Here is a 24,262-nt window from a genome sequence, read left to right on the forward strand (position 1 = left end):
GCCGTGATGTTAGTGGCGGGAACCACAGTGCTCGGCGGCGAGTTGTTCAGGTATGAGCCTGGGGTTCCTCTTCGCGATGTCGTTACCGGCGTTGGTGGCGGCTCTGTTCGTGCTCGCGATGTTCGAACGGTTCGTGCGCGGCAAGAAGAAGGGCACGCCGATGGCCACGGCCGGCATCGGTGAGCTCGGGGCGACGTTCGAGATGGGCAAGCGCGAGGAGATCGAGTACCGCAAGGAGGAACGGCAGCTGCGGGACGAGGAGGGTGACGGCGCGCCGCCGCGAAGCCGGGTGGACCTCGACGGCGGCAAGGCCGTGCTCAAGCTCCCCGACTAGAGGTTGCCCGTCGTCTTGGAGACCTTCACGCGGACGATCACGCGCACGTTGTCCGTGCCGACGTCGCCTGGGTAGTCCTTGCCGATGTACTTGTGCGACAGCTCGTTGATGAGGTCGAACCCGCCCTCGGTCGTCAGCGACGCGTCACCGCGGAACTCCGTGTACTCGTACGGGTTGTCCTTGTTGATGACGGTGATGCTGACCCGCGGGTCGCGCTTGAGGTGAACTTCCTTCGCGCGGCCGACGACGGTCGAGAACAGCACGTCGTCTCCGTCGCGCTTGATCCACACGACCGAGGTCTGCGGGCTGCCGTCCTTGGTGAGCGTCGCGACGGTGGCGTAGTTCGCGCTGTCTAGGAGAGTGCGCTGTGGTTCGGTGAGGGTGGCCATGGCATCAGCAACGCCGTGGCGATCGCCGCGATTCCCTCGTTCCGACCCGTGAGACCGAGCCCGTCGGTGGTGGTGCCGGCCACGGAGACCGGGCCGCCGACGGCTTCGGAAAGCGTTTTCTGCGCCTCTTCGCGGCGCTTGCCGACGCGCGGCTGGTTGCCGATCACCTGCACTGTGGCGTTTCCCACACGGAAACCGGCCTCCTCGACGAGGCGGCGCACCTCGGTGAGGAAGTCCACGCCGTGCGCGCCTGCCCAGCGCGGATCGGACGTGCCGAAGACGGCGCCCAGGTCACCGAGGCCCGCGGCGGACAGCAGCGCGTCGCACAACGCGTGCGCGGCGACGTCGCCGTCGGAGTGGCCGGCGCAACCGTCGACCCCCTCCCACAGCAGTCCGGCGATCCAGCACTCGCGACCTGCCTCGATCGGGTGGACGTCGACGCCCTGGCCGATTCTCACGCTTGGTCTCCTGTGAACAGTGCCTCCGCGACCGCGAGGTCGAACGGGGTGGTGATCTTCATGGCGTGCGCGTGCCCGGGAACCGTGTGGACCTGGCCGCCGTTCTTCTCCACAAGACCAGCGTCATCAGTCGCGGCAATACCGGAGCAATAGGCGGCTTTGAGAGTCTCGGCGCGGAATCCCTGCGGGGTCTGCACGACCCGCAGACCGGCCCGGTCAGGTGTGGAGACGACTACTCCGACCTCGTCCACCTGCTTGATCGTGTCGGTGACCGGCAGCACCGGGATGACGGCGTCGTGCCCGTCGCGCACCGCGGCGACGACGTCGGCGATCACCTGGGGAGGTGTGAAGGCACGGGCAGCGTCGTGAACCAGCACGATCGAGGTGTCCGGAATCACGCGGAGCGCGTGTTCGAGGGCGAGTCGCACCGAGTCGGTGCGTTCGGCGCCCCCAGAAAGCACGTGCACCGCCCCGCCGGCCGGAGCCAGCGAGGCGGTTGCGGTGTGCACTAGATCCACATCGGACGGTGGAGCGGCGATGACGACGTGCTGAACCTGGCCTGACGCGAACAGACCTTGCACGGCACGGGTCAAGAGCGGTACTCCGTTGACCGGCACGAGCGCCTTGGGCATCCCGTAGCCCAGACGCTCACCCCGCCCTGCCGCAGGCACGAGCGCGACAACACTCATGTGCGGCGTTATCCGATGCTCTGTTTGTGATTTTTAGAACTACGACGCTGTGGCGAGAACTTCGTCGAGGAGAACCTCGGCCTTGTCCTCGTCGGTGCCCTCGGCCAGCGCCAGCTCGCTGACCAGTATCTGCCGCGCCTTCGCCAGCATCCGCTTCTCGCCGGCGGACAACCCGCGATCCTTCTCGCGCCGCCAGAGGTCGCGCACCACTTCCGCAACCTTGTTCACGTCGCCGGAGGCGAGCTTCTCAAGGTTGGCCTTGTACCGCCGAGACCAGTTGGTCGGCTCCTCGGTGTGGGGAGCACGCAAGACCTCGAAGACCCGGTCGAGCCCTTCCTGGCCGACAACGTCACGAACGCCCACGATCTCGGCGTTGTCAGCGGGAACCCGAACGGTGAGGTCGCCCTGCGCCACCTTGAGAACGAGGTACTTCTTCTCCTCGCCCTTGATCACGCGGGTCTCGATTGCTTCGATGAGAGCGGCACCGTGGTGCGGGTAGACGACGGTCTCTCCGACCTTGAAAACCATGTGTCCTCTGCCCCTTTCGCTGCCTCCATCCTAACACGTCCAGCAACCCTCCTGACGCAGGTCGATGATCCGTTAGCGCTGGTCAGGGCCATGCGGGGGGTTGACAAACCACCTGTTTGCGTGCAACGTACGGCCTTGTCAAGATCGAATGGCACCACGTCGAGTCGGCTTTCGGGCCCCCGGTTAGGCTCCTTGCCTGGTGGTTGTTCCCTAGGAAGGACGCTGGAGCCGTGAACTCAGGAGTGTCTCGCCGGATGATCGTGACGGCAGCGCTGGCCGCGGGCCTCGGCCTGGTGGCGGTCGGCTGCAGCGCCGGTCAGGTCACCCAGACCGACACCCAGGTCGCCGCCGTCGACGGTGCGAGCGGCAACGCGGGCCCGATCGCGGTGCGCAACGTGATGCTGGCGTTCCCGCCGGACGGGAACCGCTACCACGACGGTGACGACGTGCCGCTGACGTTCGTCATCGCGAACACGGGTGAGAACCCGGACAAGCTGCTGTCGATCAAGTCCGACGCCGCCGAGGGCGAGGCCGAGGTCCTGGGTGGCAAGGACATCCCGGCCCGCTACGCGCTGCAGGCCGAGTACGACGCGTCCAAGGCGCCGACGAAGACCTCCGCGCCCTCTTCCTCGTCGCACGCCCCGTCGTCGTCGCACGCGCCTTCTTCGGTCTCTCCGACCTCCGGTGCGCCTTCGTCCTCGTCGGTCGCCCCGACGTCGGGTTCTGTGACGCCGTCGTCGTCCGGTGCGCCGTCTTCTGCCGCGTCGTCCTCGGGTCGCCCTTCCGGTTCGTCCTCGGTCTCGCCGACCTCGTCGTCGGCCGCGGTGCCGGACGACCTGGAGGTGCTGCAGGTCCGCTGCACGCTGAAGAAGATCAACCGCGACGTGGTGGCCGCGCAGACCATCAAGATCACATTCGTGTTCGAGAAGGCCGGTTCGGTCACCCTTGAGGTGCCGATGGCGGCGTCCGAGCACAAGCGCGTGAGCGAGGGCCACGAGTCCGGCGGTCACTGATCCTCGTACGCGAAAACGCCGCTCCCTCTTCGTGAGGGGGCGGCGTTTTTGGTGCTCAGGCGGCCTTGAGCATGGGGCGGAACTTGTCGCGGTAGGCCCAGGCCAGACCGATCTCGGCGGCGACGACGAGGACCGCCACGGTGGTACCGGCCGGCTCCAGGAAGACGTGGAACAGGAAGATGTTCACGACCATCGGGGCCAGCATCGCGAGCGCCAGCGGGACGAACCGGCCGACGATCAGCAGGATGCCGGACAGCAGTTGCACACCGGACGCGAGCTGCAGCATGTAGCCGGTCGCGTAGAGAGCGCCGCTGAACGCCACACCTTCGGGTGCCATCGTGCTGGGGTCCGGTGCGGGCATGAACATCAGGAAGCCGTTCAGGCCGGTCGTGGCGAACAGCAGGCCGGTCAGCACGCGGGTGACGACGGTGGCGTAGCGGCCGAGCTTGCGGGTCTTGGGCTGGGTCTGCGTGGTCACGGTGTCCTCCAGGCTGTTGTGTCCTTCCACTGATGCGTCGAACGGGCTCCCCGCCGGATCGACAAGCCCGCGAGAACTTTTTTGTCAGGGGTCTGCTCTAACGTTCGATCCGTGGCGAAGACAGCGCGGCCGATCTTCCGTTGTGCCGAGTGCGGGCACGAGGTGGCGAAGTGGTTCGGCCGCTGCCCCGAGTGCCAGGCGTGGGGCAGCATCGAGGAACGCGGTACCGCGTCGGCGACCCGTGTGGTGGCGGGTGCACCGACGTCGGCGGCGCGCCCGATCGGCGAGGTCGACATCGAGTCGGCCCGTGCGCTGTCGACCGGTGTCAGCGAGTTCGACCGGGTGCTCGGCGGCGGCCTGGTGCCGGGTGCCGTGGTGCTGCTGGCGGGCGAGCCGGGCGTCGGCAAGTCGACGTTGCTGCTGGAGGCCGCGCACCGCTGGGCCGAGTCGCACGGCCGCTGTCTCTACGTCACGGGCGAGGAGTCCGCGGGGCAGGTGCGGCTGCGCGCCGAGCGGACCGGCAACCTGCACGCCGAGATGTACCTGGCCGCCGAGAGCGAGCTCAGCGCGTTGCTCGGCCAGGTCGACGCCGTCAAACCGTCCATGCTGATCGTCGACTCGATCCAGACCATGTCGACGGTGAGCGTCGAGGGCGTGCCGGGCGGCGTGACGCAGGTGCGCACCGTCGCCTCCGGGCTGATCGCGATGGCCAAGGAACGCGGCCTGCCGGTCGTGCTGGTCGGCCACGTCACCAAGGACGGATCCGTTGCGGGGCCCAGGGTTCTGGAGCACCTCGTCGACGTGGTGCTGCAGTTCGAGGGCGACCGGCACTCGTCGCTGCGGCTGCTGCGCGGCATCAAGAACCGCTACGGCGCGGCGGACGAGGTGGGCTGCTTCGAGCTGCGCGACGACGGCATCGTGGGCGTGCCGGACCCGTCCGGTCTTTTCTTGACGCGCCGGGAGAAGGCCGTCGAGGGCACCTGCGTGACGGTGATCGTCGAGGGCAAGCGCCCGATGCTCGGCGAGGTGCAGGCGTTGGTGGCCAAGACGAACCTGCCGGCACCGCGGCGCGCGGTCAGCGGCCTGGACTCCGCGCGGATCTCGATGGCGCTGGCGGTGCTGGAGAAGCGCGGCAAGGTCAACCTGTTCCAGAAGGACGTGTTCACCGCGACCGTGGGCGGCATGCGCCTGGTGGAGCCGGCCGCAGACCTCGCCGTCGTGCTGGCGGTGGCCTCAGCCGAACGGGAGATCGCGCTGCCGGCTGACCTCGTGGTGCTGGGTGAGGTGGGGCTGGCCGGTGAGATCCGGCGGGTCAACGGGGTCGGCAAGCGGCTGACCGAGGCGGCGCGGCTGGGGTTCAAGAAGGCTTTGGTGCCGCCGGATCACGGACCGCTGCCCGACGGGGTGCGGGCGCTGGTGGCCCACGACCTGGTTTCGGCGCTGGACGTGCTGGGTCTGAACCGGCGGCTGCGCAGCGTGAAGAGCGAGGAGGAGTAAGCCCTTCTCCTTTGACGTCAGGTTTGCCGGGGCAGGTCTTCCGCACTTCAGCGGTGGGTGTGCTGTCGCTGCCGGAGAGCATCATCGCTTGGCGCACGGCGTTCGGCACATCCCTCGGCGAGGCGCGGGAGGTCGTGCGGAACGCTCCGGTGTGGGCGCACCGCAAGGAGTCCGACGAGGCGCTGCAGGACGTGCTGGTCGACGCCCTCGAACAACTCGCCCGCGATGAACCGGGCGTTGGGCACCCGTGATCGAATACGCGGGTGTTGGGGAGACACGACCGCGAGATAGGTGAGCTGCTGCGCTTCGCCGCGGGCCTGGTTCCGGCAGAGGTGCAGAGCGAGGACGTCCTCGACCACCTCGACCACGAGGAGTGGGAGCTGGTGCTCGACCTGCTGGGCGAGTACACCGGCAACACCTGGCAGACCCCGCGCTACTGGGCCCTGCTGGCCGAGGCGGCGGTCCAGCTGGAGGCCGACGAGGCCTGGTTCCAGTGGCGGTGCGTGGAGTCGATCCAAGGCCTGCTGCGAGTCGAACTGGTCCTTGCGCACGACGCGGAACCGTTGCCGGCCAGGGGAGAACGGCCGATGTGGGACCTGACGGGCAACGAGCGCCGCGTTGCCGCGCTGTGGATCGAGTCCAAGCCGGTGCTGGGGCCGGGGGAACGCGGCCTGGCGCGCCTGCGACCGTTCGTGCCGCCGGCGTGGGCGCATCTCGTCCGGGGTGATGTGATCGCGCTGGACGGCCGTTCGCCTGGCACGGCGAGGGTTGTCGAGCGGGTGCCGCCGCGGCCGTGAGTCAGGCCAGCAGTCTGCGCAGGGCTGTCGGGGTGTGGCCGACGTGTTCACGCACCGTCCGGCACAGGTGCGCCTGGTCTGCGAAGCCCAGGTCGGCAGCCAGGGCGGCGAGGCTCGGTTCGCCGGCTTCCAGGCGGTCGAGCGCACGGGCCACGCGGACGCGGTTGCGGTAGCGGGTCAGCGACACGCCCAGCAGGTCGGCCAGCGAGATCAGGGTGGTGCCGCCGCCGTTGCCGATCACTTCGCGGGCTCGGCCGACCAGGGCTCGGTCACCCGCGGTGCCGGTGTCCGGGGTGGTCGTCGCCACGAGCTGGTGGATGGCCGCGGCGACCAAGCCCACGAGGCTCTCGTCGTCCGCGGTGGCCCGGGGGTGGTCGTGAGCCAGGGCGGGGCGGTGGGCCAGGAGGCGGCGGTGGGCCAGGTCGAGCCTGGCGTCGATGTACAGCGATGAGCCGTCCAGGCGGGGTGTGTCGCCGGCCATGGTGCGCCACAGGTGCGGGGTCAGGCTGATCGACGTGCAGACGTCGCCGCCCGCGGGGTGCGCGAAGTGCTCTTCCTCGCCGGGTAGGCCCAGGTAGCCGACCGTGGGATCAAGGTCGGTGGTGATGCCGCGGACCCGGCGGCGGAAACCACCGCGGCGCACGAGCACGAGCCGCACGTCGGCGCGCGGTTGTTCGGCCGACCAGCCTCGGTGGTCGTCGTGGCAGTCCACCGACGAGACGGTGAACTCCGGGCTGGCCGCCAGGTCGACGAAGGACAGCACACCCCGCAGGTTAGGCCGGGGGTCTGACAATTCCCGCGTGGATCTTCAGGAGCTGGTGGGGGGTGGCGTGGTTCGCGGGTTGGGGTGGGGGTCTGGCAGGTCTCGCGTGGATCTTCAAGACCTGGCGGAGGGCAGCGCGCCCGCAGGTTGCGGCCGAGGGCTGACAACTCCCGCAAGGATCTTCAAGACCTGTCGGTGGCGGGGCGGAAGGCTGGTGTGCACCGAACCGGAGGAGTGCAGATCATGACCGCATTGGCCCAGCTCACCACGATCGTCCTCGACTGCGCCGACCCCGTGCCGCTCGCCGAGTTCTACCGCGCGGTCACCGGGTGGAAGGTGATCTCCAGCGACGCGGACAGCGTTTACCTGGGGGACGAGGGTGTGCAGATCGCGTTCGTGCGGGTGGAGGGGTACGAGCCGCCGGGTTGGCCCGGCACCGACAAGCAAGCGCACTTGGACTTCCAGGTCGCGGACCTCGATCTGGCGGTCAAGCAACTGCTCGCACTGGGTGCGACCAAGCCCGAGTTCCAGCCCGGGGAAGGCTCGTGGACCGTGCTGGCCGACCCGCAGGGGCACCTGCTGTGCCTGGCGGTGTGACGTGGCGTCCATCTACCAGGAGATCGTGATCGAGGCCGGCGCGCAGGAGGTGTGGGCGGTGATCGGTGAGTTCGCCACGGGACCGTCGCGCATGGCGCCGGGGTTCGTCGAGGACACGCGACTGGACGGCGAGTGCCGGGTCGTCACCTTCGCTGACGGCGTGAAAGTGCGCGAGCGGCCGGTCACCGTCGACCACGACGCGCGCAGGCTCGTCTACTCGGTGATCAGCGGCAGCGTCACGCCAGAACACGACAACGCCGTGATGCAGGTGTTCGAGGAAGGCGAGCGATCCAGGCTGGTGTGGACGCGGGACGTGCTTCCCGACGCACTGGCCGAGCCGATGGCCGATGCGATGGAACACGGCCTGAAGGTCATCAAGCAGACGCTCGACGCACTGTGAAACGCACGCGGGGAGCACGAAAGCTCCCCGCGTGCGGTCAGATCACTGGGACAACAGCTGGGCGCAGCGGATCAGGCCCAGGTGCGAGTACGCCTGCGGGTGATTGCCCAGCGAGCGCTCGGCCACCGGGTCGTACTCCTCCGGCAGCAGGCCGGTGGGGCCTGCAGCGGCGACGATCTGGCCGAACAGCTCCTCGGCCTCCGTCCGCCTACCCGTGAGCAGATATGCCTCGATCATCCACGCGGCGCACAGGTGGAAGCCGCCCTCGTCGCCCGGCAGACCGTCGTCGCGGTGGTAGCGGTACACGGTTGAACCCGACCGCAGTTCCGCTTCGATCGCCGTCACGGTCGACTGGAACCGCTCGTCGGCCGGGTCGATCAACCCCGACAAGCCGACGAACAGCGAAGCCGCGTCCAGGTCGTCGCCGTCGTAGGCCGTGGTGAAGGACTGGACCTCGTCGTTCCAGCCGTTCTTCAGCACGTCCGTGGCGATCGTGTCGCGCAACGGCACCCACGACGGGTCGAGAGCGCGGCCGAACTGCTCGCCGAGCTTGATCGCGCGGTCGATGGTCAGCCAGCACATGACCTTGGAGTACACGTGGTGGCGCGGCGCGTGCCGCTCCTCCCAGATGCCGTGGTCGGGCTCGTGCCAGCGCCGCGAGACGGCTTCGGCCATCGCCTGGACCATCGCCCAGTCGGCATCCGAAAGAGACCCACGCGCGGAAGCCAGCTGCACGACCAGGTCGACGACCGGGCCGAACACGTCGAGCTGCACCTGCTGGTTGGCCAGGTTGCCGACGCGCACCGGACGCGAGCCCGCGTAGCCGGGCAGCGTGTCGATCACGGCCTCGGCGCCGAGCTGCGTGCCCTGCAACGTGTACAGCGGGTGCAGGCGCTCCGGGCCGGGGATGGTCTCCAGGACGCCGTGCAGCCACGCCAGGAAGCCGTCGGCCTCGGCGAAGGAGCCCACCGACACCAGGGCGGCGGCGGTCATCGCGCCGTCGCGGAGCCAGCAGTAGCGGTAGTCCCAGTTGCGGACACCGCCCAGCTCTTCGGGCAACGACGTGGTCGCCGCGGCCATGATCGAGCCGGAGTCCTTGTGCACCAGGCCGCGCAACGTCAGCGCGGAGCGCAGCACCAGGTCAGGCTGGACGCGGGGCAACTTGAGACCCGCCGCCCAGTCCGACCAGTAGCCGGCGGCACGGTCGCGACGCACGGACTCGGCCAGGGCGTGCTCGGAGATGTCGTCGGTGCCGCAACGCAGCTCCAGCAACACCGCCGCACCCTCACGCGGCCGGACCACGGCGCGTGCGGTCTCCTGGACGCCGTCGGAGGTGATCTCCCAGTCGACGCCCGGCGAACGCAGCACCATCGGGTCCGAGGTGCCGACCACGCGCAGGCCGTCGCGCTCGCGCAGCAGGCGCACCGGCACCTGACCGAACTCGGGACGCGGCGCGAACGTGATCACCGCGTTGGTCGAGCCCGAAATCCGGCGCACCAGGTCCGTGCGGTGCGACGCGACGTCGTGCTCCAGGTAGTCCGTCACCAGCAGCCGTGACCAGCGGGTCTCCACGATCATCGTGCCCGGCAGGTAGCGCTGGCCCAGCGGCAGCGACCCGTGCTCCGGCTTGATCGAGAAGTGGCCCGCGGCCGGGCCGCCCAGCAGGTCCGCGAAGATCGCCGCGGAGTCCGGCTCTGGGTGGCACAGCCAGTTGACCTTGGCGTCCGGCGTCACCAGCGCGACGGAACGCTCGTTCGCGAGCATCGTCAGACGCTCGATCGGCACGGCCTGGTCGCCGTGCAGCCACGCCCGGCGCTCCTCCAGGAGGAACGCGAGAACGGTGGCCACGTCGGCCGGGTCCTGAACGTAGTGCTGGGCGAGCGACTCGCCGGCACCCACGCGGATGCCCAGGTCCGGACCGTGCAGGCGCGCGAACGCCTTCTCGTCCGTGACGTCGTCGCCCAGGAAGATCGCCGCGGTGGCGCCCACCTGGTGACGCAGGATGTCGAGGGCGTGGCCCTTGTCGGTCTCGACGACCGCGAGCTCGATCACGGCCTTGCCCTCGGTGACCTGCACACCTTCCCAGGTGCACGGGCCGGAGCGGACGGCCGACAGCACCGTCTCGCCGATGGCCTCGCTCGCGGCGCGGCGCACGTGCACCGCGACGGAGGCCGGCTTGACCTCGAGGTGCACGCCCTCGTGGCCGTCGACGATCTCTTCCAGCTCGGATTCGATGCGGCGCAGCAACGCCTTGGCGTTCGCGTCCAGCGCGTGGACGAAGCCGACGTCGAACTCCGAGCCGTGGGAGCCGACCAGGTGGACCTCGCCAGGTAGGCGAGAGAGTGTGGCCAGGTCGCGCAACGCACGACCGGAGATCACAGCTGAGGTGGTCTCGTGCAGGCTCGCGAGAGAACGCAGCGCGTTCACCGACTCCGGGAGCGGGCGTGCCTGCTCCGGGTCGCTCACGATCGGCGCGAGTGTTCCGTCGTAGTCGCTGGCGACGAGAAGTCGCGGGGTCCTGGCCAGTTGCACGATGGCTCGGCGCAGTTCGGCGGGGAGGGCCTCGGCGGTCAACGCCCCTCCTGGAGCACTCGATGGGTCATTTGAAAGATCTGAAAGGATTCAGACCGAGGTCTGGGTGCCCAACGCCTCCAGGAACGACCTCGCCCAGCGGTCAACGTCGTGGGTGAGGACTTGGCGGCGCAGCGCGCGCATCCTACGGCGGCCTTCAGCAGGATCGATGTCGAGGGCGGCCTGCAGAGCGTTCTTGACACCGTCCAGATCATGGGGGTTCACCAGGAACGCACTGGTCAGTTCTGCGGCAGCGCCGGCGAACTCACTGAGCACCAGCGCCCCACCAAGATCATATCGGCACGCTACATATTCCTTGCACACCAGGTTCATGCCGTCACGAACCGGCGTGACGACCATGACGTCGGCGGCGCTCATGAACGCGACGAGTTCCTCGCGGTTGACCGACTGGTGGAGGTAGTGGACGACGGGTTTGCCGACCCGGCCGAACTCGCCGTTGATCCGGCCGACGGACTGCTCGATGTCCTGGCGCATCGTCTTGTAGTGGTCGACGCGCTCCCGGCTGGGCGTCGCGAGCTGGACCATCGTGACGTCCTCCGGGTCCACGCGTCCGTCCGCGATCAGCTCGTAGAGAGCGCGGATCCGGACGTCGATGCCCTTCGTGTAGTCGAGACGGTCCACACCCAGCAGGATGCGCTTGGGGTTGCCGAGATCCGCTCGAATCTGCTTCGCGCGGGCCTGCGTCTCCTTGCGCCTGGCCACCGCGTCGAGGCCGGCGCTGTCGATCGAGATCGGGAACGCGCCCACGCGCACGGTGCGGTCGCCGACCTGCACGACACCTGGCCGGGTCCTGACACCCACGGTCCCGCGGCTGGGCTCCAGGCCGACGAGCCGGCGGGCCAGCCAGAGGAAGTTCTGCGCGCCGCCGGGCCGGTGGAAGCCCACCAGGTCGGCGCCAAGCAGGCCGCGGATGATCTCCGTGCGCCACGGGAGCTGCATGAAGAGCTCGACCGGCGGGAACGGGATGTGCAGGAAGAAGCCGATCTTCAGGTCGGGTCGCTGTTCGCGCAGCATCGCCGGGACGAGCTGCAGCTGGTAGTCCTGCACCCACACGGTCGCGCCCTGCGCGGCGATCTTCGCAGTCGCGTCGGCGAACCGCTGGTTGACCCGCACGTAGGAGTTCCACCAGTGCCGGTGGAACGCGGGCTGGGCGACGACGTCGTGGTAGAGCGGCCAGAGCGTGCCGTTGGAGAAGCCCTCGTAGTAGTCCTCGACCTCTTTGGCGGACAGCGGCACGGGGTGCAGCAGCAGTCCGTCGTCCTCGAACGGCGACACGTCGGCGTCCGCGACACCGGGCCAGCCGACCCAGGCACCGCTGTGTGAGCGGAGGAACGGTTCGAGCGCGCTCACCAGCCCTCCAGGGCTGTGCTTCCACCGCTCTGTGCCGTCGGGCAAGCGCTCCAGGTCAACCGGCAGCCGGTTGGCCACGACTACGAATTCCGCCCCGTTCTCGCCAATGTCGATGCTCACATTTCCGACGCTAGTACGTGCACGTGTCCGAGGCGTGTCGTGTAACCCCTGTCACAGCGACGTTCACTCCAACCGACGCTTGGTGGGTTTGAGCGGCCCGGACATGCGCGGACCAGCGAACTTGCGCTCCAGACGGCCCAGTCCGGTGCGCACCGGCTGGGCCAGGTACTCGCCGAACACGACACCTCCGGCCAGAGCGAGAGCAATGCCACTCGCGAACACCAACGTGCTCAAACCGGCCGGATCACCCTCCGCGGTGAGCTGGAACAGCCCCCGGTACACGGTCCAGCCTGGCAGCAGCGGCACGACGCCCGCCTGCACGACGACCAACGTCGGGATGCGCAACCGGCGGGTCATCGTCGCGCCGCCGAACCCGGTGATCGCGGCGGCCACGGCGGACCCGAGCAGCGCGTCCAGGCCGAAGCTGGTCACGAGCCCGTACGCGGCGGTGCCGATCGCGCCGGAGATGGCGGCGGCCACGAGCGCGCGCGGCCGGGCATAACAGGCGAGCGCGAAGAACGCACTGGTCGCCGCGCCCGCCGCGAACTGCATCGGCACCGCGGAGATCAACGGCGGCAACGGGTCGGTGAGCCGGATCTCCAGTCCGAAGTGGACGGCCGTGCGGATCGCGATGGCGACGCCCGCGATGAGGCCGGCGCTGAGCAGCACGGTCTCGACGGTGCGCCCGGCGGCGGTGACGTTGTAGCCGGAGATCGCGTCCTGCACGGTGCTGACCAGCGCGAGCCCGGACAGCAGCACGACGATCCCGACGGCGACCAGCAGACTCGGCCGGACGTTGGGCAGCAGCTGCGTCGCGAAGACAGTCAGCGCCGCGCCTGTGGCGAGCGCACCGCCGACGAGCTGCTGGAAGAAGAACGGCAGTGCACGCCGGTTCAGAACGCGGCCGACCCGGTCGATCACGGCGGTGACGATCCCGGCGGTGATCGCGAGCTCCCACCCGCCGCCGACGAGGAACGCGACGGCCGCGGCCATGCCGGCCCAGGCGGCGGTGGCGACCCAGCGCGGGTACGGGTGCTTGGCGTTCGTGATGTCCTCGAGCTCGGCGTGGGCGTTCTCGATCGGCCCGAGGTGGCGCACGAGGTGTTCGACGGCGGCCAGCCGCGTGTAGTCGAGGCTGCGCTGCCGGACGACCCGTACCGCAGTGATCGGGGGCGCGTCCGTTCCCCGATGACACGACACGCTGATAGAGGTGTAGATCACGTCGACTTCGGTGTGCGGAAGTCCATAGCTCTCGGTGACTGAGAGAATCGTGGCTGTTACGTCGGCCGCGCCCGCCCCGCTGGCCATTTGGACCTCACCGATCTTCAGTGCGAGATCGAGTACCAGGTGAACAGTGGTGTCATCGGGCAGCGCGGGGCCGTGCAGGTTGTTCGCGGAAATCTTGTGCACCTCCGTCGTGTGATCGTGAGGAGTCGTTCGACTGTTGCTGTGGCGTCTGCCACCTCCGATCGGGCGACCCGAAAAGGAGGACATGATCACTGTCCGTTGGTTACCCTCCTGACCTGGTCAAGGCGGTCAGCCCGACGCTTTGATCCACTCAGTTGGTTGGTCTGCCTCCGGTCGGAGCAATCCGATCACACTGAGAGCAGACCGTTCGCCGCAGGTAGCACCCGCAACGGGCGCTTACGATGTTCGCGAACACGAGCCAGGCCGGCGTAGCTCAATTGGCAGAGCACTCGCCTTGTAAGCGAAAGGTTAGGGGTTCGATTCCCCTCGCCGGCTCTATTGAGCAGAGGGTTCGCCCAGGTGGGCGGGCCCTCGTCTCATTTCGGCGTGACACTTCGTCAGCTTTTGCGAACGAGTCCGGTGAAGCCCGCGACCGACAATGTGGCGAAGCTCCAGCCCAGGATCTGCACGACCCAGCCTGCTCCGGTCGCCCACTGTCCGGCTGGGCCGTTCGCCAGTTCGCATCTCGGTGTGCCGCCGAGCTTCACGAGCGGGATCGCGAGATCCGCCGCAAGACTGATTCTGTTCACCGGTGAACAGGAGTCGGCGGGGCGGTCCTTGGCCGGGGACAGGCCGTTATAGGCATTCGTTGTCCACACGAGACAGAGCGCCAGGACGAAGGTGGCGAGCAGTCCGGCGACCGCTCGGGAGGGCTTGTAGCCGTAGCCGAGGGTGACTCCCAGGAACCAGTGCCACAGCTTGTTGCCGGGGTCGCCGCGGCGGCGGAGGTCTCGTTGTTGGGCGATCAGGACCTTGCGGGCGGTGTGTTCGTGGCCGGCGGCGCGGTGGACGGCGGCAAGTTGTTGGTACGGCTGGGCGTAGTAGGAGAACGCGCGGTCGCGCAGCATCCTGAGCCACGCGTCTGTGTCGCGGGGAGGTTCGGGATAGGTCAGGCCGTTCACCGTCACGGTGAAGGTCTCGTTCTCCAGCAGCGTCGGGACGTCGAGTCTGAGAAGGTCCCCGACCTTGGTGTTCGACAGGCTGAGGTCATAGCCACGGCCGTGGTTGACGAGCTTCTCCGGCCGGAGCACCAGGTTGCCGCCAACGACGTTGTCGTCCATCTCCACGGCAGGCCGCGAGGTGGTGGCCTGGATTGCTGTGCCAGCGAGGCCGAGGGTCGCCGAGATCGTCGACTTCTGCACGATCACCGCGATGCCCTCGTCGTTGCGCACAGACCCGGAGATGAACATGTTGCCGCCCACTCGGGCGTTGACCATCTGGATCGTCCCGAAGTCGGAGCCCCACGAGCGCGCGTCGAATCCTTCGTCGAGCCGCACGTCGGCGCGGAACTGGCTGCCGTCGAGCCCGACGGCGCTGTGCGTGGCCGAGCGAACCACTGTTTCCCTCATGAACAGAGCACCGGCCGTCGCGTCGAGCATCAGCATCCCGCATCCCTCGCCGCCCGCTTTGACGAAGCTCTGGTTGAGATAGATGTCGCCGATGACCTTGGCGTTGTTGAGGATCAGAGCGCTTTCCGACTCGTTGACGATCACGGCCTGGGTCAGCTGCAGATCGCCGCCGATCTCGCAGCCTTCGAGCTGGACCTGCGTGGCGAACAGCCGACCTGCCGACACGGTCCGGCTGACGCGCAATCCTCTCGCGTACATCGATCCGACGTTGCTGCCGTGGAGCAGCAACGGGCCGTCGATGAATGCGTTGTCGAGGTTCACGCCCTCCGTGCAGCGCGCGTTCCGCATCCCGAAGTAACGGGCGCGCAGTCCGGCCGCGTCGATGCTCGGCAGCGTGGACTCGTCGAACGTCAGAGAGCGCAGTTCGGTGTCGAGGAGTACCGGTGACTCCTCGAACACGCAGTTGTCCAGCTCCAACGATGTCGGCATCTGGATGTCGATGAGATCGAGACGACCCGTGACACGTGCGCCGACGACCCGGATACCGCGCGGGTCGAGGTCCCCCGAACGCAGCAGGTCGCGGATCGCAGTGGCGCGCAGCACGTTGTCGCCGCGCCGTCGGAGATCCAGCACTTCGCCCACCTCGGCAGCGCGCTTCATGTCCTGCTCTGTCTCACTAGGGCGTGACATTGTGGGCACCATGTCCTACCTCGCGGATAGCGCGCGCTACGACCAGATGACTTACCGGCGGACGGGCCGCAGCGGCCTCAAGCTGCCCGCCATCTCGCTCGGTCTGTGGCACAACTTCGGCGGCGACCGGCCTTATGAGCTGGGTCGCGGGATTGCGCGGAGGGCGTTCGACCTCGGTGTCACGCACTTCGACCTCGCCAACAACTACGGCCCGCCGTACGGCTCGGCGGAGATCACCTTCGGGCAGATCCTCAAGGATGATCTCAGGCCGTACCGCGACGAGCTCGTCATCTCGACCAAGGCGGGGTACGACATGTGGCCCGGCCCGTACGGGGAGTGGGGCAGCCGCAAGTACCTGCTGAGCTCGCTCGACCAGTCGCTGACCCGGATGGGCCTGGACTACGTCGACATCTTCTACTCGCACCGGTTCGACCCGGAGACGCCGCTCGAAGAAACGATGGGCGCGCTGGTGTCCGCCGTTCAGCAGGGCAAGGCGCTGTACGTCGGCATCTCCTCCTACTCGCCGGCCAAGACCCGTGAGGCGGCGCAGCTGCTCAAGAGCGCCGGGGTGCCGTTGCTGATCCACCAGCCGTCGTACTCGATGCTCAACCGCTGGATCGAGCCGGAGCTGCTGGACGCGCTGGAGGAGGTCGGGGCCGGCTGCATCGCGTTCTCGCCGCTCGCGCAGGGCATGCTGACCGACCGGTACCTCAACGGGGTGCCGGCGGATTCCCGTGCGGCGCAGAACAAGTCGCTGTCGACCGACCTGCTGACCGACGAGAACCTCGGTCGCATCCGCGCTCTCAACGACATCGCGGCATCGCGTGGGCAGAGCCTGGCCCAGCTCGCGCTGACCTGGACGATCCGCGACCCGCGCGTCACGTCGGCGTTGATCGGTGCCTCGTCCGTGACCCAGCTGGAGCAGAACCTCGCGGCCCTGCAGGCGCCGCCGCTGACCGACGACGAGCTCGCCGCGATCGACAAGCACGCCGTCGAGTCGGGTATCGATCTCTGGGCGACGAGCTCCCAGGCCGACTGACCTACATCAGCCGCCGGGGGAGACGGATCGTGAAGACCGTCGACCCCGGCCGGCTGGTCAGCTCGATCGTGCCGCCGTGCGCCTCCACCAGCGACTGCACGACGGCGAGGCCCAGGCCGCTGCCACCGCGCTGGCGGGTCCGCGAGTTGTCCACGCGGTAGAACCTGTCGAAGATCCGCGCCTGGTCGGTCTCCGGGATGCCGGGGCCGGTGTCTCTCACCTTCACCACCGCCTGGCCGTTCGCGGCCGTCACCTGCAACGACACCGAAGTGCCCGCCGGGGTGTGCACGGCCGCGTTGGTCAGCAGGTTGTCGAGCACCTGCCGCAGCCGGGTCGCGTCCGCGCGCATCGTCACGGTGTCGGCGTCGACCTCCAGCGCGTGCGACGGCCTGGCCGCGCGGAACGCGTCCGCTGCCGCCTCCGCGATCACCGCCAGGTCCAGCTCCTCGGGGCGCAGAGGCGGTTCGGACTCGGCGGAGTCCAAGCGTGCCAACAACAACAGGTCGTCGAGCAGCACGCTCATCCGTGACGCTTCCGACCTCAGCTTCTCCAGGTGCTTCTCGCGTTCGCCCGGCTCGTTGGCCGCCGCGTACCGGAAGAGGTCCGCGTAGCCGCGCAACGACGTCAACGGCGTGCGCAGCTCGTGAGAGGCGTCCGCGATGAACCGCCGCAGCCTCTGCTCGGCTGCGGTTCGGGCGGTCAGCGACGAGTCGATGTGCGCGAGCATCTTGTTGAACGCCTCGCGCAGCTCCACCACCTCGACGCCGCCGCCGTTGCCGTCCACGCGGACGTCGAGGTCGGCGGAGTCGGTCAGGTCGTGCGAGGCGATGTCGTGGGCGGTGTCGGACATGTCCGACAACGGCCGCAGACCCCGGCGCAGCAACGCCTGACCGCCGACGACCAGTGTCACCAGCGCGAGCAGGAACGCGATCACGCCGACCGTGATCAGCTGGGTCAGGGTCGAGTTCAGGTCGTGCATCGGGGCGGCGCTGACCAGCACGATCTCGTTGTCGACGATCGGGCACGCACGCAGCCGGAACGGGCCCTCGTCGCGCAGGTACTCGTTCGAGAAGACCTCGGTCGTCAGCGCCTGCTTCGCGAGCTCGTCCATCTCCTCGCGGTCCCTGGGCGGCTCGCCGGCCTTCGGCTGCAAGACGCCGTTCTGCATCTTGTAGACGACCGAGTACCAGCCCTGCGGGATCTTGGTGACCTTCTCGTAGTGCCGCACCTCGTCGGCGGCGCTCTGCTGGCTCACCTGCATCTGCTTGTCGAGCTGGCCGTCGAGGAACGTCCGCATGGACGTGACCAGGATCGTGCCGACGACCAGGAACACCGCCAGGGCCAGCGCACCGAGGCCGAGGGCGAGACGCGTGCCCAGGCGCCACTGGCTGATGGGCTTCATGCGGGGCTTCACTCCGCTGCTCGGCGGAGCACGTACCCCACACCGCGCACGGTGTGGATCAACGGCTCGCGGCCGTCGTCGAGCTTGCGGCGCAGGTGGGAGATGACCAGCTCGACCACGTTCGAGCGGCCGCCGAAGTCGTACTCCCACACGTGGTCGAGGATCTGGGCCTTCGTGAGCACGGCCGGTGAGCGGCGCATCAGGTAGCGCAGCAGCTCGTACTCGGTCGGTGTGAGGGTCACCAACTTGCCGGTGCGACGGACCTCGCGCGTGTCCTCGTCCATCACGAGGTCTGCGACCTTCAGCACAGATCGCTTCCACGACGGACCTGTCGAACGGCGCAGGACGGCCCTGAGACGGGCCATCAGCTCTTCGACGGAGAACGGTTTCACGAGATAGTCGTCGCCGCCGCGAGTGAGTCCCGCCACACGGTCTGCGGTGCCGTCACGAGCCGTCAGGAACACCACGGGGACCATCGCGCCGGCCGCCCGCATCCGATCAAGAACGGTGAATCCGTCCAGGTCAGGCAGCATGAGGTCGAGCACGACGATGTCCGGCTGGAACTCGGCGGCCTCTCTGAGCGCCTCCTCGCCGTTGAGCGCTGTCGCGGCCTGCCAGCCCTCGTACCGGGCGACCGTCGCGACCAGGTCAGCGATGTGCGGCTCGTCGTCGACGACGAGCAATCGAACCGAGTTCCCCTTGTCCACGTGCTCATGGTGCGTCACCTGGTGGCCCCCGCGCTCGATCGACAGGAAGTCGACAGCGCGTGCAAAGCGGAGCCACAGCTCGAACGCCAAGGATCGACAACGACCGACCGAGACCGCCCTGACCGAGGAGCCCGCCGTGACGACCACCCTGCAGCAACCCGTGCGACCGGCTCCGGCCGGCCGGGCGACGCCGCACAAGGTGCTGGCCAAAGCCGGCCTGTACGTGTTCCTCCTGGCCAACGCGGCTTTCGTGACGTACCTGTTCAACGCGGCGGGTGTCGGCTCGAACAAGCTGGTCAACCTGGGCCGGCTGACCGGTCTCTACGGCGCGCTCGCGATGGCGTTCCAGCTGCTCCTGGTCGCCCGCCTGCCGTGGCTCGACAAGCGACTCGGCATGGACAAGCTCACCTCGTGGCACCGCTGGGTCGGCTTCACGATCTTCTGGATGCTGATCGGCCACCTGACCTTCATCGCGTTCGGCAACGCCGGTGACGAGGGCCCGATCGCCGAGATCATCCGCCAGGCCACGGAGCTCGAGGGCATCCTCCGCGCGCTGGTGGCGTGGGCGATCATCATGGTCGTCGGCGTGGTCTCGGCCCGGTTCGCGCGGCGCAAGCTGGCCTACGAGACCTGGCACTTCATCCACCTCTACACCTACATCGCGATCTTCCTCGCGTTCACGCACCAGGTCGCGGTCGGCAGCACGTTCCGCAAGTCCGCCCTGGCCACCGGCTACTGGTGGGGCCTCTGGGCGTTCGCGATCGGGTCTGTCGTGATCGGACGGTTGGTGCTCCCGTTCTGGCGCAACTGGCGTCACCAGTTCCGGGTCGCCGCGGTCGTGCCCGAGGCGCACAACGTCGTGTCGGTCTACATCGAGGGCAAGGACCTGGACAAGCTGGGCGCCAAGGCCGGTCAGTTCTTCCTGTGGCGCTTCCTCACCAAGGCCCGCTGGTGGCAGGCCAACCCGTTCTCGCTGTCCGCGGCGCCGAACGGCAAGTACCTGCGGCTCACCGCCAAGGCATTGGGTACCGGCAGCGCCGACATCCGCAACATCAAGGTCGGCACCCGCGTGTTCGCCGAGGGCCCGTACGGCGCCTTCACGACCATGCACCAGACCAAGCAGAACGCGCTCCTCGTCGCGGGTGGTGTCGGCATCACGCCGGTCCGCGCGCTGCTGGAGGAGATCAAGGGCCACGTCGTGGTGCTGTACCGGGTGAGCGACCCGCGCGAGGCCGTGCTGCTTCGTGAGCTCGAAGGCCTCGCGAGGACCAAGGGCGCGGTGTTGCGCCTGGTCACCGGTTCCTCGAAGACCATCACCGCGAACGGTCCGTTGCTCGGCCCGGAGAACATCGCCGCGCTGGTCCCGGACGTGCAGGACCGCGACGTCTTCATCTGCGGCCCGAACGGCATGACCGGCGCGGTCATCCGCAGCCTGTCCGAACTGGGAGTGCCCAGCAACCAGGTCCACGCCGAGCGCTTCGCGCTGGCCAACTGAAAGGGTCCGACGACGTGAAGAGGGCAATTCCCGTTCTGGCTCTGAGCGTTGCGGGGCTGGTCCCGGTCTGGCTGTACACGCCGGGCGCGGCCCACGAGGGCGAGCTCACCGAGGTCGCCGCGCCGGAAACCCAGCAGCAGCAAGCACAGACACAAACCCAGGCACCGCAGACCACCGGCTCCGCACCCAAGACGACCGGGTCCGCTGCTCCGACCCAGCAGCCGACCCAGACCCAGCAGCAGGCCCAGACCCGCAACGTCTCCGGGCCGGCGGTGAACACGTCGGAAGGCACCGTGCAGGTGCAGGTCACGTTCCAGGGCACCAAGATCACCGACGTGAAGGCGTTGCGGGCGCCCAACAGCAACCCGACCAGGATGGCGCTGCCGTTGCTGCGCGAGTCGGCCCTGAAGGCGCAGAGCGCGGACATCGACACGGTGTCCGGTGCGACCGCGACCTCCGAGGGCTACAAGCAGTCGCTGCAGGCCGCGATCGACGGAGCGCAGTAGGGATGTCGGTGCGGCGCGTCGAACAGATCATGGGTCTGCCGATCTCGGTCGACCTGCGTGACGGCGACGACGCACTGGCCGAGCAGGCGTTCGCCTGGTTGCGAGCGGCCGACGAGCAGTTCTCGCCGTTCAAGCCCGACAGCGAGGTGTCCAGGCTGGACCGGGGTGAGCTCACCAGGGAAGAGCTCACCCCGGATCTGGTCGAGGTCCTCTCCTTGTGCGACTGGTACGAGGAGTCGACCGGCGGCGCGTTCACGGCACGGGTGCCGGGACGCGGGCTCGACCCGTGCGCGGTGGTGAAGGGCTGGGCCGTGCAGCGCGCCGCCGACGTCCTGCGCGACGGCGGGGCATCGACTTTCTGCATCAACGCCGGTGGCGACGTCGTCGTGGCCGGCGAGCCCGAGGCCGGAAAGCCTTGGCGCGTGGGCGTTCGGCATCCCGACATCGCCGACCAGCTCTGCGTCGTGCTCGGCGTGCGCGACGGAGCCGTTGCCACATCAGCGTTGTACGAACGCGGGCAGCACATCCTGGACGGCCGTACCGGTCAGCCGGTCACGGGACTTCTGTCGGTCACGATTTTCGCCGAGGACCTCGCGATCGCCGATACCACTGCCACAGCGGCGTTTGCGCTGGGCAGGGACGGGATCGAGTGGGCGGCCGCACAGGAGGACTGCGAGGTCTTCATCGTCGACGAAGATCGCAAGGTCTTCCGCAGCCCTGGACTTCCGGTACACATCTGTTAACATGCCCGGCCAACGGAGCCTTGACTCCGGGGCACGGATTTCGTTGATCAAGAGCTGGATCGGAGCTCGCGCTCGGGGCAAGACCCGGCCTGCTGTTGATCAACTACTCGTGCGGCACAGCCTGTGGGTGAGCGAATTCGGGAGCGCTCTCCACGGGCTGTTCCTGTTTTCCGGGCCCGGTGATCGGCGGGACAACGACGTCCACGGCGCGCACCAGACGCGGGCCGGCCGGACCGTAGACCGCGCGAGGCTCCGGGAAAACGAAGAGCAGCCCCAGGAACAGCGCCGCGGCAACGACGATCGACAGCGGCAGGCTGACGTCCACGCCGCCGGCGAGATCACCCAGCGGCCCGATGAACTGGCCGGGGATGTTCGTGAAGAGCACGCCCGCGAGTGCCGCGACCCACCAGGCCGTCATTCCCCGCCAGTTCCAGCCGTGCGCGAACCAGTACCGGCCGCCGCGCTGGCGCCGGTTGAACACCTGCAGCGCCTCCGGGTCGTACCAGCCGCGCCGGGTGAACAGGCCGAGCATCATCACGACCATCCACGGGGTGGTGCAGGTGATGATCAGCGTGGCGAACGTGGAGATGCTGCGCACCAGGTCGAACCCGAAGCGGCCGAGGAAGATGAAGACGATGGCCAGCGTGCCGACCAGCACCGTTGCCTGGACGCGGGACAGCCGCGGGAACACCGAGGAGAAGTCCAGACCGGTGCCGTAGAGCGCCGTGGTGCCGGTGGACATCCCGCCGATCAGGGCGAGCAGGCACACCGGCAGGAAGAACCACTGCGGTGCGATCGCCAGCAGTCCGCCGACGAAGTCCTGGTTCTCCACATAGGACGGTGTCGTGGCGGCGATGATGCTGGCCGTGGCCAGACCGAACACGAACGGCACCAGCGTCGCGACCTGGGACAGGAACGCGGCGGCGACGACCCGGCGGTGCGGGGTGCTCGCGGGGATGTAGCGCGACCAGTCACCGAGGAAGGCGCCGAACGACACCGGGTTCGACAGCACGATCAGCGCCGAGCCGATGAACGCCGGCCAGAACAGGTCTTGGGTGATCGTGCCTGCGTACGAGGGATCGAAGTCGCCGGCGAAAGCCACCGCGCCGAGTACGAAGAGCAGCGTCGCCGAGACGACCGCGATCTTGTTGACGAAGAGCATGAAGCGGAACCCGTACGTGCACACGACGAGCACGAGACCGGCGAACAGCGCGTACGCCAGCGCGTAGGAGAAGGTGCTGCGCGGCAAGCCGAACAACCGGTGCGCGCCGCCGACCAGCGCATCGCCGGAGCTCCAGACGGCGAGCGAGAAGAAGGCCACCGCGGTCAGCAGCGACAGGAACGAGCCGACGATCCGGCCGTGGACGCCGAGGTGCGCCGACGACGAGACCGCGTTGTTCGTGCCGTTGACCGGGCCGAAGATCGCCATCGGGCAGAGGATCAACGCGCCGGCGATCACACCGAGGAGGGTCGCCGCCAAGCCCTGCCAGAAGGAGAGTCCGAAGAGGATCGGGAACGCGCCGAGCACGCAGGTGGAGAACGTGTTGGCACCGCCGAAGGCCAGCCGGAACAGGTCGAACGGTGTCGCGGTGCGCTCGGCGTCCGGGATCCGTTCGATGCCGTTGGTCTCGACCTGGGTGAGCGACGGCGGGGAGTGCTCGGCCATGGAGGTCTCCTGCGGCGGCGGGATGGTTCGCCGACGCTACAAAGCCGCCTGAGACCTCGACCACTGGATGTTTTGTCCAACCTTCAGTGCGGGGTTGGACAAAACATCCTGGTCAGGAGTATCGGCTCTCGTCGAACTCGATGTTGACCGCGGACCGGCCGAGGTCGCGGCCCATCTCGTCCAGGACGTCCACCAGCTCGAGGCCGCTCAGCCAGTCGCGGGGCAGCGCCTCGCAGCCGTGCAGCGCGCCGAGCACGTTGCCGGTCAACGCCGCCGTCGCGTCACTGCCGCCGGAGTGGTTCGCCGCGGCGCGCATCGCGTCGACGAACTGCACCGGCTTAGGGTGCGTCAGCACGGTGTAGACCGCGATCGCCAGCGCTTCCGGGCCGGTCCAGCCGCTGCCGAGCCGGTCGACGCGCACGGACGACGAGCCGTCGTGTTCCTCCGCCAGCACCACGGCCCGCGTCAGCACCGTCGCCGTATAAGTGTCGTCGCGCAGCACCCGGCCGATGACCTGGTCGATCGCCTCGCGCAACGGCCGGCCCTTCACCGCGAGCAGGTGGATCAGCAACGCCAGCGCGCCGCCGGAGACCCAGCCGCCGGTGCCGCCGTGGGTGATCGCCGCGAACCGGCAGCCGAGGTCGTACGCGATCGCCGCGGACGGCGCGAAACCGGCTGGTGCGGTGCGGGTGACACCGTTGCAGCCGGACGACTCGTTGTGCGGGTTCTGCGGAGTGGACATGGTTTCCGAGGCCAGCGCGCGCAGGCAGGTCAGACCCGGCGAGCGGCTTTCGTACAGCCGTTCGTCTGCGAGCAGCCCGGTCGAACCCCGTTCCGGGGCCGGTTGCTGCTGGGTGATCAACCAGCGCCGGTAGCTGTGCCACACCATCTCCGACGGCTCCCACTCACCGGTCTGCTTCCCGCGCACCCACGCGCGCAGGTAGCCGTCGGCGGTGAAGAGGGTCAGCTGGGTGTCGTCCGTGAAGAGCGCGGGCTTCGGTGGTGCGAGAACGCCTTCCGGGCCGTGTTCGCGCTGGATGTCGGCCCAGCCGAGGTACTGCACCGGCGCGCCGAGCGCATCACCGAGAGCGCCGCCGAGGAGGCACCCGGCGCCGCGGTCAACCACGGAGTTCCGATCTCGCGGCACAGGTGAACAGTAGCGTCCCGCGAACTTGAACCGTACTTGTATCTGA

Annotated in this window: 25 protein-coding genes and 1 tRNA gene; 12 read left to right on the plus strand and 14 right to left on the minus strand. The window is 68.5% G+C overall.

Features of this window, described 5'->3' with window-relative positions; all coding sequences use genetic code 11:
- Positions 1-52: 52 nt before the first annotated feature.
- Positions 53-334 carry a DUF6191 domain-containing protein gene (locus LFM09_RS22380; RefSeq protein ID WP_414098472.1) on the plus strand — a complete coding sequence of 94 codons (282 nt, stop codon included), beginning with the start codon at positions 53-55 and terminating at the stop codon, positions 332-334.
- Here the strand turns inward: LFM09_RS22380 and LFM09_RS22385 are convergent.
- The 4 genes from LFM09_RS22385 to LFM09_RS22400 are packed head-to-tail and all read right to left on the minus strand — an operon-like array spanning position 331 to position 2,398.
- Positions 331-723, minus strand: coding sequence for a PPOX class F420-dependent oxidoreductase (locus tag LFM09_RS22385; protein ID WP_414098473.1), 393 nt, complete (start codon positions 721-723; stop codon positions 331-333). The genes LFM09_RS22380 and LFM09_RS22385 overlap by 4 nt on opposite strands.
- Complete coding sequence (ispF, locus tag LFM09_RS22390) at positions 687-1,181, minus strand: 2-C-methyl-D-erythritol 2,4-cyclodiphosphate synthase (protein WP_414098474.1); 495 nt, start codon at positions 1,179-1,181, stop codon at positions 687-689. Before ispF ends, LFM09_RS22385 begins: the two co-directional genes overlap by 37 nt.
- On the minus strand, positions 1,178-1,870 hold the full coding sequence (gene ispD / locus LFM09_RS22395; protein WP_414098475.1) for a 2-C-methyl-D-erythritol 4-phosphate cytidylyltransferase: 693 nt from the start codon (positions 1,868-1,870) through the stop codon (positions 1,178-1,180). The genes ispF and ispD overlap by 4 nt, the downstream gene beginning before the upstream one ends.
- 39 nt (positions 1,871-1,909) lie before the next feature.
- The gene (locus tag LFM09_RS22400) at positions 1,910-2,398 is read right to left on the minus strand and encodes a CarD family transcriptional regulator (protein WP_065915127.1); all 489 of its coding nucleotides are present in this window, start codon (positions 2,396-2,398) and stop codon (positions 1,910-1,912) included.
- A gap of 230 nt (positions 2,399-2,628) precedes the next feature.
- On the opposite strand from LFM09_RS22400, the gene LFM09_RS22405 reads away from it, so the two are divergent.
- Positions 2,629-3,411: a hypothetical protein gene (locus tag LFM09_RS22405; RefSeq protein WP_414098476.1), complete on the plus strand. Its 783-nt coding sequence runs from the start codon at positions 2,629-2,631 to the stop codon at positions 3,409-3,411.
- 55 nt (positions 3,412-3,466) lie between these two features.
- On the opposite strand, the gene LFM09_RS22410 is transcribed toward LFM09_RS22405, so the two are convergent.
- Positions 3,467-3,889, minus strand: a complete 423-nt coding sequence (locus LFM09_RS22410; RefSeq protein ID WP_414098477.1) for a hypothetical protein — start codon at positions 3,887-3,889, stop codon at positions 3,467-3,469.
- 111 nt (positions 3,890-4,000) lie between these two features.
- Here LFM09_RS22410 and radA point away from each other — a divergent pair, with 111 nt between their 5' ends.
- The 3 genes from radA to LFM09_RS22425 are packed head-to-tail and all read left to right on the plus strand — an operon-like array spanning position 4,001 to position 6,183.
- Positions 4,001-5,386, plus strand: coding sequence for a DNA repair protein RadA (gene radA / locus LFM09_RS22415; RefSeq protein ID WP_414098478.1), 1,386 nt, complete (start codon positions 4,001-4,003; stop codon positions 5,384-5,386).
- A gap of 11 nt (positions 5,387-5,397) precedes the next feature.
- Positions 5,398-5,637 (plus strand): hypothetical protein, encoded by a 240-nt coding sequence (locus tag LFM09_RS22420; protein ID WP_414098479.1) that lies wholly within the window; start codon positions 5,398-5,400, stop codon positions 5,635-5,637.
- Between the two features lie 12 nt (positions 5,638-5,649).
- Positions 5,650-6,183 (plus strand): hypothetical protein, encoded by a 534-nt coding sequence (locus LFM09_RS22425; protein ID WP_414098480.1) that lies wholly within the window; start codon positions 5,650-5,652, stop codon positions 6,181-6,183.
- A 1-nt stretch (position 6,184) separates the two neighbouring features.
- On the opposite strand, the gene LFM09_RS22430 is transcribed toward LFM09_RS22425, so the two are convergent.
- Positions 6,185-6,946 carry a helix-turn-helix domain-containing protein gene (locus tag LFM09_RS22430; protein WP_414098481.1) on the minus strand — a complete coding sequence of 254 codons (762 nt, stop codon included), beginning with the start codon at positions 6,944-6,946 and terminating at the stop codon, positions 6,185-6,187.
- A gap of 243 nt (positions 6,947-7,189) precedes the next feature.
- Here LFM09_RS22430 and LFM09_RS22435 point away from each other — a divergent pair, with 243 nt between their 5' ends.
- Together LFM09_RS22435 and LFM09_RS22440 are read left to right on the plus strand one after the other, a co-directional pair.
- Positions 7,190-7,543 carry a VOC family protein gene (locus LFM09_RS22435; RefSeq protein WP_414098482.1) on the plus strand — a complete coding sequence of 118 codons (354 nt, stop codon included), beginning with the start codon at positions 7,190-7,192 and terminating at the stop codon, positions 7,541-7,543.
- A gap of 1 nt (position 7,544) precedes the next feature.
- Positions 7,545-7,943 (plus strand): SRPBCC family protein, encoded by a 399-nt coding sequence (locus tag LFM09_RS22440; protein ID WP_414098483.1) that lies wholly within the window; start codon positions 7,545-7,547, stop codon positions 7,941-7,943.
- A gap of 42 nt (positions 7,944-7,985) precedes the next feature.
- Here LFM09_RS22440 and otsB read toward each other — a convergent pair whose 3' ends face one another.
- The 3 genes from otsB to LFM09_RS22455 all read right to left on the minus strand — a co-directional run bounded on the left by otsB (position 7,986) and on the right by LFM09_RS22455 (position 13,415).
- The gene (gene otsB / locus LFM09_RS22445) at positions 7,986-10,517 is read right to left on the minus strand and encodes a trehalose-phosphatase (RefSeq protein WP_414098484.1); all 2,532 of its coding nucleotides are present in this window, start codon (positions 10,515-10,517) and stop codon (positions 7,986-7,988) included.
- A 48-nt stretch (positions 10,518-10,565) separates the two neighbouring features.
- Positions 10,566-11,999 (minus strand): alpha,alpha-trehalose-phosphate synthase (UDP-forming), encoded by a 1,434-nt coding sequence (locus tag LFM09_RS22450; protein WP_414098641.1) that lies wholly within the window; start codon positions 11,997-11,999, stop codon positions 10,566-10,568.
- Positions 12,000-12,068: 69 nt separating this feature from the next.
- The gene (locus LFM09_RS22455; RefSeq protein WP_414098485.1) at positions 12,069-13,415 is read right to left on the minus strand and encodes a threonine/serine ThrE exporter family protein; all 1,347 of its coding nucleotides are present in this window, start codon (positions 13,413-13,415) and stop codon (positions 12,069-12,071) included.
- Between the two features lie 260 nt (positions 13,416-13,675).
- Here LFM09_RS22455 and LFM09_RS22460 point away from each other — a divergent pair.
- Positions 13,676-13,748: transfer RNA gene (locus LFM09_RS22460), tRNA-Thr, on the plus strand.
- Positions 13,749-13,810: 62 nt separating this feature from the next.
- Here LFM09_RS22460 and LFM09_RS22465 read toward each other — a convergent pair.
- Positions 13,811-15,481, minus strand: coding sequence for a hypothetical protein (locus tag LFM09_RS22465; RefSeq protein ID WP_414098486.1), 1,671 nt, complete (start codon positions 15,479-15,481; stop codon positions 13,811-13,813).
- A 40-nt stretch (positions 15,482-15,521) separates the two neighbouring features.
- On the opposite strand from LFM09_RS22465, the gene mgrA reads away from it, so the two are divergent.
- Positions 15,522-16,550, plus strand: coding sequence for an L-glyceraldehyde 3-phosphate reductase (gene mgrA / locus LFM09_RS22470; RefSeq protein WP_414098487.1), 1,029 nt, complete (start codon positions 15,522-15,524; stop codon positions 16,548-16,550).
- 1 nt (position 16,551) lies between these two features.
- Here mgrA and LFM09_RS22475 read toward each other — a convergent pair whose 3' ends face one another.
- Positions 16,552-17,952 carry a sensor histidine kinase gene (locus LFM09_RS22475; RefSeq protein ID WP_414098488.1) on the minus strand — a complete coding sequence of 467 codons (1,401 nt, stop codon included), beginning with the start codon at positions 17,950-17,952 and terminating at the stop codon, positions 16,552-16,554.
- 8 nt (positions 17,953-17,960) lie between these two features.
- Positions 17,961-18,659 carry a response regulator transcription factor gene (locus tag LFM09_RS22480; RefSeq protein ID WP_196777709.1) on the minus strand — a complete coding sequence of 233 codons (699 nt, stop codon included), beginning with the start codon at positions 18,657-18,659 and terminating at the stop codon, positions 17,961-17,963.
- A 136-nt stretch (positions 18,660-18,795) separates the two neighbouring features.
- Between LFM09_RS22480 and LFM09_RS22485 the strand changes: the two genes are divergently transcribed.
- The 3 genes from LFM09_RS22485 to LFM09_RS22495 are packed head-to-tail and all read left to right on the plus strand — an operon-like array spanning position 18,796 to position 21,403.
- Complete coding sequence (locus LFM09_RS22485) at positions 18,796-20,154, plus strand: ferric reductase-like transmembrane domain-containing protein (RefSeq protein WP_414098489.1); 1,359 nt, start codon at positions 18,796-18,798, stop codon at positions 20,152-20,154.
- Between the two features lie 14 nt (positions 20,155-20,168).
- A complete protein-coding gene (locus tag LFM09_RS22490; RefSeq protein WP_414098490.1) occupies positions 20,169-20,660 on the plus strand; it encodes an FMN-binding protein in 492 nt (163 codons plus the stop codon).
- Between the two features lie 2 nt (positions 20,661-20,662).
- Positions 20,663-21,403 carry an FAD:protein FMN transferase gene (locus LFM09_RS22495; RefSeq protein WP_414098491.1) on the plus strand — a complete coding sequence of 247 codons (741 nt, stop codon included), beginning with the start codon at positions 20,663-20,665 and terminating at the stop codon, positions 21,401-21,403.
- A 103-nt stretch (positions 21,404-21,506) separates the two neighbouring features.
- Here LFM09_RS22495 and LFM09_RS22500 read toward each other — a convergent pair whose 3' ends face one another.
- Both LFM09_RS22500 and LFM09_RS22505 read right to left on the minus strand, forming a co-directional pair.
- Positions 21,507-23,069 (minus strand): purine-cytosine permease family protein, encoded by a 1,563-nt coding sequence (locus LFM09_RS22500; protein ID WP_414098492.1) that lies wholly within the window; start codon positions 23,067-23,069, stop codon positions 21,507-21,509.
- Between the two features lie 112 nt (positions 23,070-23,181).
- Complete coding sequence (locus LFM09_RS22505; protein WP_414098493.1) at positions 23,182-24,216, minus strand: ADP-ribosylglycohydrolase family protein; 1,035 nt, start codon at positions 24,214-24,216, stop codon at positions 23,182-23,184.
- Between the last annotated feature and the right edge of the window lie 46 nt (positions 24,217-24,262).

The sequence above is a fragment of the Lentzea alba genome (assembly GCF_047445655.1).
Classification (GTDB): domain Bacteria; phylum Actinomycetota; class Actinomycetes; order Mycobacteriales; family Pseudonocardiaceae; genus Lentzea; species Lentzea alba_A.

Coding starts and splice junctions, on each gene's coding strand:
- LFM09_RS22380 (WP_414098472.1), top strand. CDS start 53: ATGAGCCTGGGGTTCCTCTTCGCGATGTCGTTACCGGCGTTGGTGGCG.
- LFM09_RS22385 (WP_414098473.1), bottom strand. CDS start 723: ATGGCCACCCTCACCGAACCACAGCGCACTCTCCTAGACAGCGCGAAC.
- ispD (WP_414098475.1), bottom strand. CDS start 1,870: ATGAGTGTTGTCGCGCTCGTGCCTGCGGCAGGGCGGGGTGAGCGTCTG.
- LFM09_RS22400 (WP_065915127.1), bottom strand. CDS start 2,398: ATGGTTTTCAAGGTCGGAGAGACCGTCGTCTACCCGCACCACGGTGCC.
- LFM09_RS22435 (WP_414098482.1), top strand. CDS start 7,190: ATGACCGCATTGGCCCAGCTCACCACGATCGTCCTCGACTGCGCCGAC.
- LFM09_RS22465 (WP_414098486.1), bottom strand. CDS start 15,481: ATGAAGCGCGCTGCCGAGGTGGGCGAAGTGCTGGATCTCCGACGGCGC.
- mgrA (WP_414098487.1), top strand. CDS start 15,522: ATGTCCTACCTCGCGGATAGCGCGCGCTACGACCAGATGACTTACCGG.
- LFM09_RS22475 (WP_414098488.1), bottom strand. CDS start 17,952: ATGAAGCCCATCAGCCAGTGGCGCCTGGGCACGCGTCTCGCCCTCGGC.
- LFM09_RS22495 (WP_414098491.1), top strand. CDS start 20,663: ATGTCGGTGCGGCGCGTCGAACAGATCATGGGTCTGCCGATCTCGGTC.
- LFM09_RS22500 (WP_414098492.1), bottom strand. CDS start 23,069: ATGGCCGAGCACTCCCCGCCGTCGCTCACCCAGGTCGAGACCAACGGC.